This window comes from Gilliamella sp. LMG 34362, from assembly GCF_984569125.1.
Genome location: NZ_OZ474902.1, coordinates 137,366 through 154,423, shown reverse-complemented (window position 1 = coordinate 154,423; position 17,058 = coordinate 137,366). Strand labels below are relative to the sequence as shown.

Sequence of the window (17,058 nt, the reverse complement as noted above, 5' to 3'; positions counted from 1 at the left end):
TTTATTTATCACCAAACAGGGTTATAAACCTGCTTTTAAGCTTTCTTCAATAAATTGATCTAAATCACCGTCTAAAACGGCTTGAGTATTACGGGTTTCGACGCCGGTACGTAAATCTTTAATTCTCGAGTCGTCAAGTACATATGAACGGATTTGACTACCCCAACCAATATCGGATTTATTTTCTTCCATCTGCTGTTTTTCGGCATTCTTTTTCTGCATTTCCAGCTCATAAAGTTTCGCTTTGAGCTGTTTCATCGCTTGATCTTTATTACTATGCTGAGAGCGATTGTTTTGACATTGAGTCACAATCCCTGTTGGCACATGGGTAATACGAACAGCAGATTCAGTTTTATTAACGTGCTGACCACCTGCACCAGATGCGCGATAAACATCAATACGTAGATCGGCAGGGTTGATATCAATATCAATATTATCATCAATTTCTGGATAGACAAATACCGATGCAAATGATGTATGACGTCGGTTACCTGAATCAAATGGACTTTTACGAACTAAGCGATGAACGCCAGTTTCGGTACGTAACCAACCATAAGCATAATCACCAGATACCTTAATAGTGGCCGATTTAATGCCTGCTACGTCACCATCTGATACTTCCATCACTTCGGTACTAAATCCTTTTGATTCAGCCCAACGGAGATACATTCTAAGTAGCATTTCCGCCCAATCTTGTGCTTCAGTGCCACCTGATCCAGATTGAATATCTAAATAACAATCAGCACTATCATAATCACCTGAGAACATTCGACGGAACTCGAGACCAGCTAGTTTTTTTTCTAATTGCTCTAGTTCTAGATTTGCTTCATCAAAAGTATCTTGATCTTCTGCTTCAACAGCAAGTTCAAGTAAGCCTTCAACATCATCAAGTCCTTGATCTAATGAATTAATGGTATTGATGATCTCTTCAAGCATTACTCGTTCTTTACCTAATGCTTGTGCTTTTTCTGGATCTGCCCAAACTTCCGATTGTTCTAATTCAGCATTGACTTCCTCAAGACGTTCTTTCTTGAGATCGTAGTCAAAGATACCCCCGAATCACATCTGTTCGCTCGGTTAATTCGGCTATTTTCGATTTGATAGGATTAATTTCAAACATATTATGCTGTTTTGTAAATTTTTAAGTTTTTTAATTAATCCTGCATTGTAACGGATTTAAGTATAACTTAGCAATTACCAATTTGCTTACATCATTGATAATAATGTAAATGAATAATAAATAAAAAATGACGCGTATTGCGTCATTTTTATAATGTGATTTTTCTAAATGAGCTTATTTTTTCGCTTCTGCGTATAATTCAGCTACTTTATCCCAGTTAATAACATTCCAAAATGCACCGATGTAATCAGCACGGCGGTTTTGATATTTTAAATAATAAGCGTGTTCCCAAACATCAAGCGCTAAAATTGGTGTGCCAGAAACGCCTGAGAATTTTTCACCCATAACTGGGGAATCTTGATTAGCAGTTGAAACCACTTCTAGCTTATCATCTTTCAATACTAACCATGCCCAACCAGAACCAAAACGAGTTGCCGCAGCAGCTGAGAATTTTTCTTTAAATGCATCAACTGAACCAAAGTCTTTTTCAATAGCAGCTTTAAGTTCACCTTTAAGTTCAGTTCCAACTTTTAATAATTCCCAGAATAGAGTGTGGTTAACATGACCACCAACATTATTTTTAACACCAGTAATTTTGTCTGCAGGGACTTTGTCTAGATTTTTTAGTAATGTTTCAGGGCAAAAGTCTTTAACTTCGGTAGGTAACGATTCTAATAATGCATTAGCGTTATTTACATAAGTTTGATGATGTTTGTCATGATGAAGATGCATTGTTTCAGTATCAATATAAGGCTCTAAAGCGTCATAAGCATAAGGTAAAGGGGGTAATGTATAAGCCATGAAATTGCTCCTTTCATTTATTAAGTATTTTTAACTCATTTATACTGTCGAGTATACGGTCTATCAATATATCCCACAAACTATTGTTTAGATAGCTTATGACTATCTAATTTAATATCATTGCTGTATAATTTTTACACTTCGTTTGGTTGTGTTAAATAAGGTGTATACATCATAATTGCATGATTTTCACTAATGAGTTTTTCCTCTATTTGATTATCGAGCAAATGGGTTTTTCGTTGCCATATCTTATTGTGTCTAGTGTATCCGCCCCACCATTGTTGTTCAATAACGTGATCGGTTTCGAATATTTCATAGTGATAAGATAAAGGTGTATTGGCAAGCAGTTCACCATGTAAATATTCATCATCTAACCAAAGATTAAGTCGGTACGTTGTATTGGTTTTATTGAGTAATTGTAAATCGATATAGTTATAAGAAAGTGTTGCACCACAAGCAAATGGAATAGTACGGTTAACATCCGGAAAAACATCAAAACTATGACGCCATCGTTCAATAATGGTTAAATCTGAATGTAATACTATCCAGTAAATCAAATTGCCAAGTTGGCATAAACCACCACCAATATCTTTGCCGATTTGGCCATTATGTAATGAGAGACCTTCTAAAAAGCCGCGTTTCTTAGATGGTCGACCAACTTTTTGCCAAATTGAAAATCGTTGATTGGGCTTAATTATCGAACCGTCGAGCTGTTCAATTGCTAAGCGAAGGTTAGTAATTTTGTTATATTGCAAATACATATCAACATCTTTCAGTTGTCTTAACAATACCGATTGATGTTTTTTATGAGAATAGCAGCAAGTATTATTATTCTTATCAATTACGCTATAGGCGTGACGGTTGCGCCACCAATCTAGTTTACGTTTGAGAATAAAATACTCCTTACCTAATTTTAACCTTAAATTACTGCGTTTTTTAGGTTTATCTACAATAGTGTTTTGCATACAACAATCATCCTAACTACTAAATTGCTTATTTTTTTATAAGTGATAAATAATTAAGGCTTAATTTATCTAAAAAGCCAAACAGTTTCTGATTCATTTCAGAATAATCATGGGAACGAAGTTGGCTAGGTGTATCAACAAAACGATATTTTGCTGCTTGATTAAGATCACTTTCTGAGTGAGCAATCAGCTGTTCAACAACATCTAAAGTTAACTCCATATGACATTGAAAACCATATACTAAAGGACCATAAGCAATGATTTGTCGTGGGCAGCCTTCACTATAGGCAATAATTTGTGCTTCTTGGGTTAAACCTGGCATGTCATTGTGCCAATGGCCGACAGCTAAACCCTTGCCAAAATCAACAAATAAAGGATTATTTTTACCTATTTCAGTTAAGGTGATAGGGAACTTACCGATTTCCTTTTCCGGACTATGACCATGTGGGGCTCCTAAAGCTTCACCAATTAATTGTGAACCAAGACAGACGCCAAGTACGATTTTTTTTGAATTGATAGCCGATAATATTACTGCTTGTTCCGCTAGCGAGTCAAAATGAGGGCACTCTTGTTTGGTTGTTGCTGGTGATTGTGGGCCACCCATAATAATCAACATATCAATATTATCGACATTGTTGGGAAGAGGTTCACCAAGATAAACACGAGAATAACTAATGGTATAACGATGTTCTTTAGCCCATTGCTCATAAGCTCCAGGAGCTTCGAAATCTTCATGAATAATAAAATGCAAATGCATTGATAAATCTCCTTTAACCTAACTATTATCGATCAGAGTTCTCAATAGCCATTAGATGTGAATATGGAAAATTAAGCGCAATAATTATTATGAATCTTTTATTAAGAAAGACAATAGTAAAGATATCAATAGGCGATAAACAAATAAGTTATAGAGCAGAAGAATAATAGATATAAAAAAATCTGCTTGAGCAGATTTCAACTTTCGGAAAGTTGGCTCCTCCAACAGGACTTGAACCTGTGACATACGGATTAACAGTCCGCCGTTCTACCGACTGAACTATGGAGGAACCGAAATGTAGCGCGCATATTATAGATTTAATGACGCTATGTCAATAGTTAAATTGTTTAAAATGCGTTTTTTGTAGCAGATTATCTCGATTATTATGCTTCAAGTATTCGGATTGTCTTGAATAATGTCTTTTGTCTGAGGAGTTGTTGTGGATGTGATCCTAGTTCTCCTTCAGGGATCGTTTGATTTAATGCTTGATAATATTTGATCCAATAAAGCAAAATTTGGCCTGTGGCTAAATCGCTAAAGTTCATAGGATAACGTTGGAAATAATCTTCACCAGATGGATACTTGAAAGCATAAGTAATCAGTTCACTACAGTAAAACCCTTTATCATCTTCGCGAAAACTATGGTTATAAGGCAACCCTAGACAGGTTTGCACCCGCATTAATGCGTTTTTAATGACGGAATCATCATAAATGGTTGCTACTAGATTATATTGAGCGCTAGCTAAAAAGTTGTTAAGGGGCTGTTGGATTACCCCATGTTTTTGAGTGGCTTCAATGACGATATTATTGCCAATATATAAACCAACATGGCTTATCTGATTGATTATCTCATCCGAGCTAAGCTGTGAACCAGAATGCGTAATCGCTTTATTAAATTCGCTTTCTTCATGCTGGGATTGAAAAATAATATCGCCAGATTGCATTGTTATTGATGTTTTTTCGCGTGATGACGCCATAATGAAAACATGACACAAGTTGCGATGATAAATTTAAGTGCATCAACACCAACAAAAGGTAAATAACCTACTTGTATCGCTTCGCTAAGGGAAATATGTAAATACCCCATTAAATAGACCACACCAAAGACAAATAATAATTGGTGTGCACAAGCAAAGGCAACTAAGCCTAACAGAAAACGACGATCGTAACCTTTCTCTGCTGCATATCCAGCTAAATAAGCACTAAATACATAACCATATAAATAACCAGCAGAAGGAGAAGCAAGCGCCATAATGCCACCGCTACCATTGGCGAATAGTGGTAATCCTAATGCACCTAAAAATAGGTATTGAAGAATTGCTAGAGCACCTAATTTACGCCCCAAACAAGCTCCGATCAGAAGCACGCCTAATGATTGTAGACTGAATGGTACCGGATAGGTTGGAATACTGATATTTGCGGCAACACCTAGCAGCAATGCGGCACAAGTTACTGCGCACAACTTACGTTGCCAAGAGGATAAGTTAAACAGTGTATTAATATAAGTTGGATAGTACGATGTTAATTGTTGTTTCATTATTTTCTACCATTAAAAGCTAAATAGTAGTGCCATAATAATACAAAAACAAAGTATGTAAACTATTTTTTTATAAAATAGTTTACATTTGTTTGGGGAATTTTGTTTTAAACTAAAAAAGGATTTGTCATTCGTTCATTGCCAAAGCTCGACATCGGACCATGGCCAGAAACAAAGATAAAATCATCACCAAGCGGAAATAGTTTATTTGTGATAGAGGAAATTAAATCGGCATGATTTCCTCGAGGAAAGTCGGTACGGCCAATGCTACTTTTGAATAAGACATCACCGACAAAAGCAATTTTATCTTTGGCATTGATAAATACGATATGGCCAGGAGTATGGCCAGGACAGGACAGAACATCAAGTGTAATGTTACCCACTTTAACTTGTTCCCCTTCAGTTAACCAGCGATCAGGTAAAAAACTATCCGTATAAGGAAAGCCAAATTGCATACATTGTTGCGGTAGTCCAGAGAATAAAAACTCATCTTCTTGACTAGGGCCAATGATCTTAACATTATAGTGATTAGCTAACGCTACGGCAGCGCCAACATGATCTAAATGGCCATGAGTAAGCAAGATTTGCTTGATATTTACGCCTAGTTTTTCCACTGCTTTTCTAAGCAGTTCAGGCTCTCCACCAGGATCAATAAAGGCAGCCTCGTTTGTTTCATCACACCAAATAATGCTACAATTTTCTTGAAAAGCTGTAACTGGAATGATCTGATATTGAAACATATAATTCTCCCTTAATTGCTTAGCGCCGATTCGTTAAATTGTTACCATCTTGTGTGTTTAGTTGCGCAAAAATCATGCTTGATAGCATAGTCACAATACCCAGTATAACAAAGGTTAATTGAAATGCGTGAATAGTAGTTGTTGAATTGCTGAATAATCTTACTAACACCGCACCAAAACCAGTACCAAAGCTAATGGCTAATTGCTGATTAACCGCCATTAAACTATTACCACTGCTGGTGCTTTCACCTTGTAAATTAGCTAATGTTATACTATTCATTGAGGTAAATTGTATTGAATTGATTCCTCCAATGCAAAATAGCAAAATACCTAATATTACTAATGGTGTCGCTAAGTTTATTAATGACATTAAAAGAATCAAAATTCCAGCTAAGATGGTATTAGCAACCAATACAAAACGGTAACCTAAACGAGCAAGAATCCGCGTAATAAAAAATCTGGTACAAATAGAAGCAATCGCCATGGGGACTAACATCATGCCAGCAAAAATTGCTGAATAACCAAAGCCAACTTGTAGAAATAGTGGAATAAGGAAAGGCACGCCAGAAATGCCCAATCGACAAACTAAATTACCGATAATACCAATTTTAAACGTTCGAATATTAAATAATGATAGTGGAAATAGAGGCCCAGATTTTTTTTGCGCATAGGTTCGATAAATAAATAAAAAAATCAGACTGATGATGGCAAGCGTTATTGGTAAATAATATTGTTGACCTTGATTTAAACATTCGACACTTAGGGTAGCACTGATAAAAGTAATAACGATAAAGAGAAAACCAAAGAAATCAAAAGGCATATGTTTGCCTTTAATGTTAGGCATATACTTTAAGCTAATAAATACCCCTAAAATCCCTATTGGTAAGTTAATCAAAAATACCCAATGCCAACTTACCATATCGACTAGATAACCGCCTAAAACCGGCCCTAATACTGGTCCAATTAATCCTGGTATTGTTGCGGTATTTAATGCCGCTAAAAACTCGTTACGTTTAAATGCTTTAATCAAAACTAAGCGAGAAACCGGTACCATCATTGAACCACCAATGCCTTGAATTACTCTGGATATATCTAAGAAAATTAATGAATTGGTTAAAGCACACAGTAATGAACCTATTGTAAAGAGTGATACTGCCAGTACAAAGATATTTCGGGTACCAAATTTATCTGAAAGAAAGCCACTTACAGGAATAAACAGTGCTAATGTTAGTGCATAACAGATTACCGCTGACTGCATGTTCAGGGGGGATTCATTAAGATCTTTGGCCATAGTTGGCAAAGCAGTATTTAGAATTGAGGTATCGAGTGATTGCATAAAAAAAGCAAATGCAGCAATCCAAGGTAATATACGATAGACAAAAGGTGGTAATTGTAGTTCGCTATTCATTTTGTTCAGCCTAAAATTGATTGATATGCTGGAAGCAGAGGAATTTTATTAATCCTAAGATTATACTCTCATACTCATCGGGGATGATTGAGTAAGAGAGCTAATGAATGCTATTTTACAATATGCTCTGTTAATTGCTGGATTTTTTCTTATTTTTAACGGGTTTTCCTTGCCAATAACCAGCCAATAGTGAACCCGAAATATTGTGCCAAACAGAAAAGACCGCAGCAGGCAGTGCCGATAATGCTGAAAAGTAGGTTGTACCTAATGTTGCAGCTAACGCAGAGTTTTGCATACCTACTTCTAAAGACATAGTTCGACAAGTGGACTCGTCAAAACCAAATAAACGACCGCCCCAATAACCACCAAGTAAACCAACACCATTATGAATAATGACGGCAAAGATAACGGTTATACCTACTTGAGCAATGAGAGCATGACTACCGGCAACAACTATACAAATAATTAATAAAATGCAAAGCATCGACAACAGTGGCAAGAAGCGTTCACATTTTTTTACCACAGGATATAAAAAGTGGTGGACAATCAAGCCTAAAAGAATAGGGACGAGAACAATTTGGACAATATGTACCAACATATCCCAAACCGGAACTTCAACGGTAGTACCTACTAACAATAATGTGAGTAATGGGGTGACTACAACGCCAACCAGTGTTGATACCGATGAAATAGTAACTGATAATGCTACATCACCTTTAGCTAGATAAATCATTACATTAGAGGCGGTACCACTAGCAACACTCCCCACAAGAACCATGCCGACTAATAGCTCAGGTCGCATAGTGAATAGTTTAGATAAGATTAACGCAGTCACTGGCATTACAATATAATGCAGTAAAGTACAAATTATGACTGCTTTCGGTTTGGTGACGACGCGTTTAAAATCATCAATACTTAACGTCACCCCCATGGTAAACATGACAAACATTAATAATTGTGATGTATGTGGTCGCACAGGCAGGAAGGTATCAGGTGAAAAATAGGCTGCTATTGCACAAAGAATCGCCCATAAAGGAAATAATCGAGTTAATGAAATAATGGATTGTACAAAAAGTTGACTATAGCGCTGCGACATAAAATATCACCTTTTCTTGATAAATCATTAATAATTAAATAGTTATCTTTTGATTGGATTTGTAATTTCCATTCTATTAATTCTACAAAATAGCGTCAAGGTATTTGTTAAGATATTGTTAATTATTTGTGAAGGCTGTTCTGTTCGCAATTGACTAAGAATATTAAAAATATCGACAATGTTTTCGGGGCGATTTATTTGTCCTTGGCGACCGCTTAATGGCATATCTGGAGCATCAGTTTCCAACACTAAACTTTCCAGCGGTAATTTTGCAATGGTTTGGCGAGTTTTATTGGCTCTGGTATAACTTATTACTCCACCAACACCAATATAATAGCCTAATTTAATAAATTGCAGTGCTTGTTGATAGCTACCTGAAAAGCCATGGATCACCCCACGACATGGCAAATTAGCTTGATGTAATTCATGATAGATAATGTCGTGTGTTTTGCGTGAATGGATTAAAACGGGTAAATCATAGCGCTTGGCTAATACTAATTGAGCTCGAAAAAAATCTAGTTGCTGTTGCCAATCAACAGATTGGTCATAACGGTCTAAGCCAATTTCACCAATGGCAACTAATTTTGTAGGGTGAGTACTAACTATATCTGATAGTTGTTCAAGATCAGCCTGCGAGTGTTGATAGATAGGGTGTAAACCGAGTGCAGCATAAAGTTCACTATATTGCTCGGTGAGTTGTAATATTTGACTAAAATGTGTTGCTGATACAGCAGGAATAATTAAGCTATTAATTTTAGCTTGGCGAATATTATTGATTGAATTCTCGAGATCGGTAACAAAAGCAGGAAAATTGAAATGGCAATGCGTATCGATAAACATAGTGCCTCCTATTCTTCGACTTGATGTAATAATATCGGCAATAAATATCGCTGAGCAAACTGTATTATTTGTTCTATTAGATCATCGGTTAATTCGGGATAAAGCCTTGCGTAATAACTATCACATTCTGCGGTAAGAAATTGGCCACCTTGCCAAGTGGTTAATAATTTGCTTATTGCTTTTTCACTGAGTTCAATTTGTCCAGTTTTTGGATTATATGCAGCAAGCAACCAGCTCCATGCGCTTTGTAATGGCATTAATAGTGGTTGGTTGACACCTTTTATAAAACCTTCAACGAGATCCGTTAATAGGGTTAACGCTTGTGGGGCATCAATGTGTAAAAATCGCCATTGGTTGTCTTCTCGGCCATATAAGCGACTTTGGCTGTCGGTTTTATCCCAATTCAAAATACAATAAATTAAGTGATCAATCCATAATGAAATACCATCACGAATCGAGAGTTTAGCTGGGCGCCAAGTTAAAAGACCATCTGCTTGAATGTGGGTTAGCCAACCTTGTAATTGATAATGTTGTTCATCTATCGAAATAGTTAAATTTACCTCTAAGGTTGATGGATTAGTTCTCTCTTCAATGATTTTATTGGCTAAAGGTTGCAGTGCTTCACACAATTCATCATAAATAATCTCACCAAATGCACCGTCTGGTAACTCACCAGTTAGCTTAAGCCGTTGGTAAAAGTTATCACAGCCTTGCGAGTCCTTAGCAATCATTTCATTTAAAATCTGTAGATTAAGTTGATAGCGTTTTAAGTTATCTAGGCTAAAGTTTTCAGCATCGGGCAAGGTGTTATCTAAATAATTAACATAAAAATTAAAGCGTTTTTGTAAGAAAAACCGGATAGAGTGTTGATAAAAACGTTTTAATTCATCTAGATTGATATTATCTACAATGACTTTGGTAATATCGCTGATAAATGATTGGGTTTCTCCCGCTTTTAACGCGGCAGGTAACCACTCATCAGCATAACTTTTAGGTTCATTTAAGAAATTTTGTGGATTAAATGGTGTGCGAGTATGCAACGTTCTTAAGTTACCAATTAAAGAATTGTTTTTATCTGAATCTTTATCAGTAGCATCATGATAATACTGCACAATATAATCCCAAAGCTCATCGACTAATACTGATGGATAACGTTCGCTATCATCTTTCATATCTCGACCGATATAACTGATATAGAGTTGATCTTGTGCAGATAAAATAGCTTCTAAAAACAGATAGCGGTCGTCAATACGTCGACTACGGTCACCTCGACGCGGGTTTTGAGCAATTAAGTCAAAGTCTAAAGGTAAAGATGTTCTTGGATAATCACCATCATTCATACCTAATAAACATACTAATTTAAAAGGAATCGAGCGCATTGGCATCATAGTACAAAAGTTTATCTTACCGACTAAAAAACGATGGGCTAGGTGATTTTGCTCCAATCGTGATTGCATCGCATCATGTAAAATAGTTATTGAAATTTGATCGGTAAAATTAGCATTTAAACCACTGCTAATCAGTTTTTGCCACTCTTCTTGAATCATTAATAAAATTGATTCACGTGAGTCATTACTAACAAAAAAATCATTAATCAGTTCAATACAGCAGCCTTGCCATTCAGTTAATGGCTTGTCTTCACTGAGAATGGTTAACCATTTACGTACTGATTTTATAAATTCTGCTAACTGACCAATTAATTCAGCATCTAAGCCGGTAGCACCATCATAAGCTAGTATCTGTTGCCAACCACCTTGTTCACTATTCATGGTATAACCAAGTAATAACCGTTCAAGGCCAAATAGCCAGCTGTGAGCATTTTCTAGACCAAAACGAATACCTGATTCAATAATCCAAGTATGTAATAAAGTTAGTTGTGACTCACTTATGGCAAACTTTTCGGCAATGGCTGGAATTTCAAGTAGATTAAATAATTCTTCAGCGGTAAAGCGGCTTTCAGTAAAGTTTAAAATAGCAAAAAATCCTTGCACCATTGGATCAATGTTGCGAGCTTTTTGATCGGAAATTGTGAATGGTAAATAGCGTTTTCCTTCAGCGTTACCGAATACTGATCGAATATAGGGTACATATTTATCAATATCTGAAACCATGATAATACAATCACGTAATTCAAGTGTTGGATCGGCATCAAATGCAGATAATAGATAATCATAAAGTACTTCGACCTCACGCTGTTCGCTATGGCAAGCGTGGAAGGTTACTGATCTATCTGTTTTATCTATGGGAGATTTTACATCACTGGTTTGATAAAGTTCTAAAATATCTTGCTGAATTGAATCTAATAAACATTTTCGCTCATGATCGACAAAAATATCAATATCTTGTTTATTATTGAATTCCTGCAATAAAAATAGGTTATCTCGTCCTAATTTACCCCAAGACGTTAATAATGGGTTAGGAATATTATCAGGTGTATTTTGGATCTCTAATAGCTGTTTTTCTACAATATCGCCCCAATACCATTTGCAAGGATTATTAAACATTAAATGGACATCAATGTGTTGACCAAGTGCTGATAATAATGATAAATAAATTGGTGGTAGTGAGGTAATACCAAAAATATAGACTCGTTTCGGTAACGATTTTAATCTTGTGCGATCGAAATCATTATCTAACAAAATGTCTAACATTTGCTGATAGATATTGGCACGATGATAAGGTTGACTAATTGCAATTAGTTGTCGCCATAATTCAGATTGCCAGATTTCATCAGGATGATGATTTAGTTCAGCTACCGTTTGCTTGCTTTCCCATTTGGCTAACCAGTCAGGGCGATAAACTAAATATTGGTCAAATAATTGTGCGATTCGAGTCGCTAGTTGATACTGTTTTCGTTCTTCTTTATCAATATTAAGATAATGTTTAATGGTATCAAATTCAGGTCGCTCGATAATTTTTGGCAATAGATAATACAAACGCCAAGTCATTGATTCGACATTATAACTATTTTCCTGAGGTGAATTAGGTAACAGAGTTTGGTATAACTGCCAGATAAATTGGCTTGGAAAAAGAAAATCAACATTAGCAACTATCCCTAGATCATTGGCTAATTCAATTTGTAACCATTGTGCCATACCTTGACTTTGCACCATAACCATATCAGGCATAAAAACCTGTTCTAGCGGATCTCTGCGCATTAATTCGCTAACGAGTGATTTGAGTAAATCGACTTGATTAGAATGATAAATGGTGAACATAGTTACATTAATATTAATAGAATTAATCAGATTATCGCTGATTGCTATTAATAAATCTAGCCATGTTTAAATAGTAACTTTTTATAAGTAAATAACTATATAAAATACCAATGGCTTATAAAAATTTTGAGGAAAGGGGTTTTTTAGCGGTAAAAATTGTGTCTTTTAGATAGTGATAATTCAAATAGTCGTTCAGCAAATAATAAAAAAGGCCACAATTTATTAATTTGTAGCCTTTTATTGCCTAGTTTAGTGATCAATATCCTTATTGACCTAAACGACGAGTTAATTCTATAACTCGTATTTTTGCTAAGGCTTTTGAAAGTTCAGCAGATGCTTGAGCAAAAGACATATCATCGCTAGGGTGATTAATGTGTTCTTGCGCTTGTCTTACTGCTTCTTGAGCCCTTGCTTCATCCAAGTCTTCACCACGAATGGCGGTGTCAGCTAAGATTGTTACCATAGTTGGTTGTACTTCTAAAATACCGCCAGATAGATAAATAAACTCTTCTTCACCATCGGCTTTAACAATCCCGACCATTCCCGGCTTAATGGTTGTCAGTAAAGGCGTGTGACCAGGATAAATCCCAAGTTCACCTTCTCGTCCTGTGACTCTGATTCGCTGAACATCACCTGAAAAAAGGTGAGATTCAGCACTAACAACTTCTAATTGATAGGAAGTTAGTGCCATAATGCTCTCTCCGTTCTATAAATCTCTTAGAGAGATTTCGCTTTCTCAATCGCTTCGTCGATTGAACCAACCATATAAAATGCTTGTTCAGGAATATGATCATAATCACCATTCATAATACCTTTAAAGGCACTAATTGTGTCTTTTAATGGTACATATTTACCTGGTGAACCGGTGAACACTTCCGCAACGAAGAATGGTTGAGATAAGAAACGTTGAATCTTACGTGCACGAGCAACAGTTAACTTATCATCTTCTGATAATTCATCCATACCAAGAATTGCAATGATATCTTTTAATTCTTGATAACGTTGAAGAATTGACTGTACGCCACGAGCACAATCGTAATGCTCTTGACCAACAACAAGAGGATCTAATTGACGACTGGTTGAGTCAAGTGGGTCAACCGCTGGGTAGATACCTAATGATGCGATTTGACGACTTAATACGATTGTTGCATCCAAGTGAGCAAAGGTTGTTGCTGGCGATGGGTCAGTTAAGTCATCGGCAGGTACATATACTGCTTGGATTGAGGTAATTGAACCCGTTTTAGTTGAGGTGATACGTTCTTGTAATAACCCCATTTCTTCTGCTAATGTCGGTTGGTAACCTACCGCAGATGGCATACGACCTAATAGTGCAGATACTTCGGTACCGGCTAAGGTATAACGGTAAATATTATCGATAAATAATAGTACGTCTTTACCTTCATCACGGAATTTTTCTGCCATTGTTAAACCAGTTAACGCTACGCGTAAACGATTTCCTGGTGGCTCATTCATCTGACCATAAACCAATGATACTTTGTCAAGTACGTTTGATTCTTTCATTTCATGATAGAAGTCGTTACCTTCACGAGTACGTTCACCTACACCAGTAAACACTGAGTAGCCTGAGTGCTCGATAGCGATGTTACGAATTAATTCCATCATGTTTACAGTTTTACCAACACCTGCACCACCAAATAGACCAACTTTACCACCTTTTGCAAATGGACAAATTAAGTCGATAACTTTGATACCAGTTTCAAGTAATTCTGTTGAGTTAGCCAACTCTTCGTATGTTGGTGCTGCACGGTGAATTGCCCAACGCTCTTCTTCACCAATTGGACCTGCTTTATCAACAGGATCACCTAGTACGTTCATTATACGGCCAAGTGTTTTTGTTCCTACAGGAACTTCAATGCCGTGACCTGTATTTACTACTTTAAGTCCACGTCTTAAACCATCAGATGAGCCCATTGCGATACAACATACAACGCCACCACCTAATTGTTGCTGAACTTCCAGAACTAATTTATCAGTGCCAGTTTCCACTTCTAATGCATCATATACCTTTGGTACTGCATCTTCTGGGAATTCGACATCAACCACCGCACCGATGATCTGGACAATCTTTCCAGTAGCCATTTTTAATCCTCTACGTCTTTTTCTTAACTATAAGCCAATATTTAGCACTAACCTGAAACAGCAGCTGCACCAGATACAATATCAATTAATTCATTTGTGATCGCACCTTGACGGGCTTTGTTATACACAATTTGTAATTCATTAATTAAATTTGCACCGTTATCGGTTGCTGCTTTCATGGCCACCATTCTTGCTGCTTGTTCACTCGCTAAATTGTCAACCACCGCTTGATAGACTTGTGATTCAATATAACGACGTAAAATCACATCTAATAATGATTTTGCATCAGGCTCATAAATATAATCCCATGATGAAGCTTTAAGTTCTTTATCTTCTGAAGCCGGTAATGGTAATAATTGCTGTATTGTTGGCTTTTGCGACATAGTATTAATAAACTTATTGGTTACAATATATAGTTTATCAATTTTACCGTTGTCATATGCCTCAAGCATTGTTTTTACCGGACCAATTAAATCAGATAAAGTTGGTTCATCACCTAAATTGGTTACTTGGGTTAAAATGTTGGTTTTTACTGAAGAGAAAAACGAAACACCCCGAGAACCAATTAAAGCAACATCTGCTTCAACGCCTTTCTCTTGCCATGCTGACATATCAGCAATAACAGTTTTGAAAAGATTGATATTTAATCCACCACATAAACCACGATCGGTTGAAATGATAAGATAGCCAACTCGCTTAACATCCCTTTCTTCCAGATAAGGATGCTTAGTGCCTATTTGAGCTAACGCTAAATGTCCAATTACTTCACGAATCATTTCAGCGTATGGACGACTAGCCGCCATTCTATCTTGCGTTTTACGCATTTTAGAATTAGCTACCATTTCCATCGCTTTGGTGATTTTTTGCGTACTTTGGATACTGGCAATTTTCGTTCTAATTTCTTTTGCATTAGCCATTTGTTACCTCACCCTTACCAAGTTTGAGTTGATTTAAAGCTTTCAAGCATTGCTTTTAACTTGTTTTCAATCTCATCATTGTAATTGCCTGTTTCGTCGATTTGCTTAACAAAATCGGCATATTGACTATGGGCATAAGCAAGAAGTGCTGTTTCAAATGATAATACTTTAGCAAGTTCAACATCTTCAAGATAACCACGCTCTGCAGCGTAAAGTACAATTGATTGCTCAGCAACAGTCATTGGCGAGTATTGCTTTTGTTTGAGTAATTCAGTTACTTTTTCACCATGGCTTAATTGATTTCTTGTTGCTTCATCTAAGTCAGAGGCAAATTGTGAGAATGCTGCTAATTCACGATATTGTGCAAGTGCAGTACGAATACCTCCAGATAATTTTTTCATTATCTTAGTTTGTGCAGCACCACCAACACGAGAAACCGAAATACCAGGGTTAACCGCTGGGCGAATACCTGAGTTAAATAAACTAGTTTCAAGGAAGATCTGACCATCAGTAATCGAAATTACGTTAGTTGGTACGAACGCTGAAACGTCACCTGCTTGAGTTTCGATAATTGGTAATGCAGTTAATGAACCTGTTTTACCTTTTACTTCGCCTTTAGTGAATTCCTCAACATAAGCTTCGTTAACACGAGCTGCACGTTCAAGTAAACGAGAGTGAAGATAGAATACATCACCAGGGTAAGCTTCACGTCCAGGTGGACGACGAAGTAATAATGAAATTTGACGATAAGCAACCGCTTGTTTTGATAAATCATCATAAACAATTAATGCATCTTGACCGCGATCACGGAAGTATTCTCCCATGGCACAACCAGCGTAAGGTGCTAAGTATTGTAATGCTGCAGATTCAGATGCTGATGCCACCACCACAATTGTGTTTTTAAGTGCACCATGCTCTTCAAGTTTACGCACTACGTTAGCAATAGTTGATTGTTTTTGACCGATTGCAACATAAATACATTTAACTCCAGAATCACGTTGATTGATAATGGCGTCAATTGCTAATGCGGTTTTACCTGTTTGACGGTCACCGATGATAAGTTCACGTTGACCACGACCAATTGGAATCATTGAGTCAACCGCTTTATAACCAGTTTGTAATGCTTGGTCAACTGATTGACGGTCGATAACACCTGGAGCAACCACTTCTACTGGTGAAAATCCATCATGTTGAATAGAACCTTTACCATCAATTGGTTCACCGAGAGTATTAATAACACGGCCTAATAAACCATCACCTACTGGTACCTGTAAAATACGGCCAGTACATTGCACTTTCATCCCTTCAGATAAGTCTTCGTATGGTCCCATGACCACAGCACCAACAGAATCTCTTTCAAGGTTTAATGCCATTGCATAACGGTTGCCTGGTAATGCAATCATTTCACCTTGCATTACATCAGTTAATCCGTGGATTCGAAGAATACCATCACTTACAGATATGATAGTTCCTTCATTGTGAGCATCACTCACAATATTGAACTGAGCTATCCGCTCTTTAATTAGTTCACTTATTTCAGTTGAATTTAGCTGCATTAT

At 36.6% G+C, this 17,058-nt stretch carries 15 protein-coding genes and 1 tRNA gene; all 16 read right to left on the bottom strand.

From position 1 onward, the window contains the following. Positions 1-21: 21 nt before the first annotated feature. Positions 22-1,120 (bottom strand): peptide chain release factor 2 gene (prfB, locus tag AC5LWZ_RS00775; RefSeq protein ID WP_108720963.1). Its coding sequence is split into 2 segments (ribosomal slippage): positions 22-1,044 and positions 1,046-1,120, totalling 1,098 coding nucleotides; the frame shifts between segments, so codons are not numbered across the junction. Between the two features lie 174 nt (positions 1,121-1,294). Beyond that, the gene (locus tag AC5LWZ_RS00770) at positions 1,295-1,921 is read right to left on the bottom strand and encodes a Fe-Mn family superoxide dismutase (RefSeq protein ID WP_086363208.1); all 627 of its coding nucleotides are present in this window, start codon (positions 1,919-1,921) and stop codon (positions 1,295-1,297) included. 134 nt (positions 1,922-2,055) lie between these two features. Next, the gene (locus AC5LWZ_RS00765; protein ID WP_198247594.1) at positions 2,056-2,886 is read right to left on the bottom strand and encodes a VanW family protein; all 831 of its coding nucleotides are present in this window, start codon (positions 2,884-2,886) and stop codon (positions 2,056-2,058) included. Between the two features lie 28 nt (positions 2,887-2,914). Beyond that, on the bottom strand, positions 2,915-3,643 hold the full coding sequence (locus AC5LWZ_RS00760) for a type 1 glutamine amidotransferase (RefSeq protein ID WP_086359650.1): 729 nt from the start codon (positions 3,641-3,643) through the stop codon (positions 2,915-2,917). A 213-nt stretch (positions 3,644-3,856) separates the two neighbouring features. Beyond that, positions 3,857-3,932, bottom strand: a tRNA-Asn gene (locus AC5LWZ_RS00755). A 94-nt stretch (positions 3,933-4,026) separates the two neighbouring features. Then, positions 4,027-4,620, bottom strand: a complete 594-nt coding sequence (locus AC5LWZ_RS00750; protein ID WP_493463821.1) for a YiiX/YebB-like N1pC/P60 family cysteine hydrolase — start codon at positions 4,618-4,620, stop codon at positions 4,027-4,029. Continuing rightward, a complete protein-coding gene (locus tag AC5LWZ_RS00745) occupies positions 4,590-5,180 on the bottom strand; it encodes a biotin transporter BioY (protein ID WP_034901530.1) in 591 nt (196 codons plus the stop codon). The genes AC5LWZ_RS00750 and AC5LWZ_RS00745 overlap by 31 nt, the downstream gene beginning before the upstream one ends. 107 nt (positions 5,181-5,287) lie before the next feature. Continuing rightward, entirely contained in the window at positions 5,288-5,920 is a 633-nt protein-coding gene (locus AC5LWZ_RS00740; RefSeq protein WP_198201808.1) for an MBL fold metallo-hydrolase, read from the bottom strand. A gap of 19 nt (positions 5,921-5,939) precedes the next feature. Continuing rightward, a complete protein-coding gene (locus tag AC5LWZ_RS00735) occupies positions 5,940-7,328 on the bottom strand; it encodes an MFS transporter (RefSeq protein ID WP_493463820.1) in 1,389 nt (462 codons plus the stop codon). 130 nt (positions 7,329-7,458) lie between these two features. Continuing rightward, positions 7,459-8,424, bottom strand: a complete 966-nt coding sequence (panS, locus tag AC5LWZ_RS00730) for a ketopantoate/pantoate/pantothenate transporter PanS (RefSeq protein WP_279084444.1) — start codon at positions 8,422-8,424, stop codon at positions 7,459-7,461. A 42-nt stretch (positions 8,425-8,466) separates the two neighbouring features. Beyond that, positions 8,467-9,264, bottom strand: coding sequence for a TatD family hydrolase (locus tag AC5LWZ_RS00725; RefSeq protein WP_493463819.1), 798 nt, complete (start codon positions 9,262-9,264; stop codon positions 8,467-8,469). Positions 9,265-9,272: 8 nt separating this feature from the next. After that, on the bottom strand, positions 9,273-12,482 hold the full coding sequence (recC, locus tag AC5LWZ_RS00720) for an exodeoxyribonuclease V subunit gamma (RefSeq protein WP_493463818.1): 3,210 nt from the start codon (positions 12,480-12,482) through the stop codon (positions 9,273-9,275). Between the two features lie 265 nt (positions 12,483-12,747). After that, positions 12,748-13,173, bottom strand: a complete 426-nt coding sequence (locus AC5LWZ_RS00715; RefSeq protein ID WP_034901523.1) for a F0F1 ATP synthase subunit epsilon — start codon at positions 13,171-13,173, stop codon at positions 12,748-12,750. Positions 13,174-13,199: 26 nt separating this feature from the next. Further along, on the bottom strand, positions 13,200-14,582 hold the full coding sequence (atpD, locus tag AC5LWZ_RS00710; protein ID WP_034901521.1) for a F0F1 ATP synthase subunit beta: 1,383 nt from the start codon (positions 14,580-14,582) through the stop codon (positions 13,200-13,202). Between the two features lie 47 nt (positions 14,583-14,629). Next, the gene (gene atpG / locus AC5LWZ_RS00705; RefSeq protein ID WP_065614742.1) at positions 14,630-15,499 is read right to left on the bottom strand and encodes a F0F1 ATP synthase subunit gamma; all 870 of its coding nucleotides are present in this window, start codon (positions 15,497-15,499) and stop codon (positions 14,630-14,632) included. Positions 15,500-15,513: 14 nt separating this feature from the next. Then, on the bottom strand, positions 15,514-17,055 hold the full coding sequence (gene atpA / locus AC5LWZ_RS00700; protein ID WP_034901516.1) for a F0F1 ATP synthase subunit alpha: 1,542 nt from the start codon (positions 17,053-17,055) through the stop codon (positions 15,514-15,516). Positions 17,056-17,058: the final 3 nt, after the last annotated feature.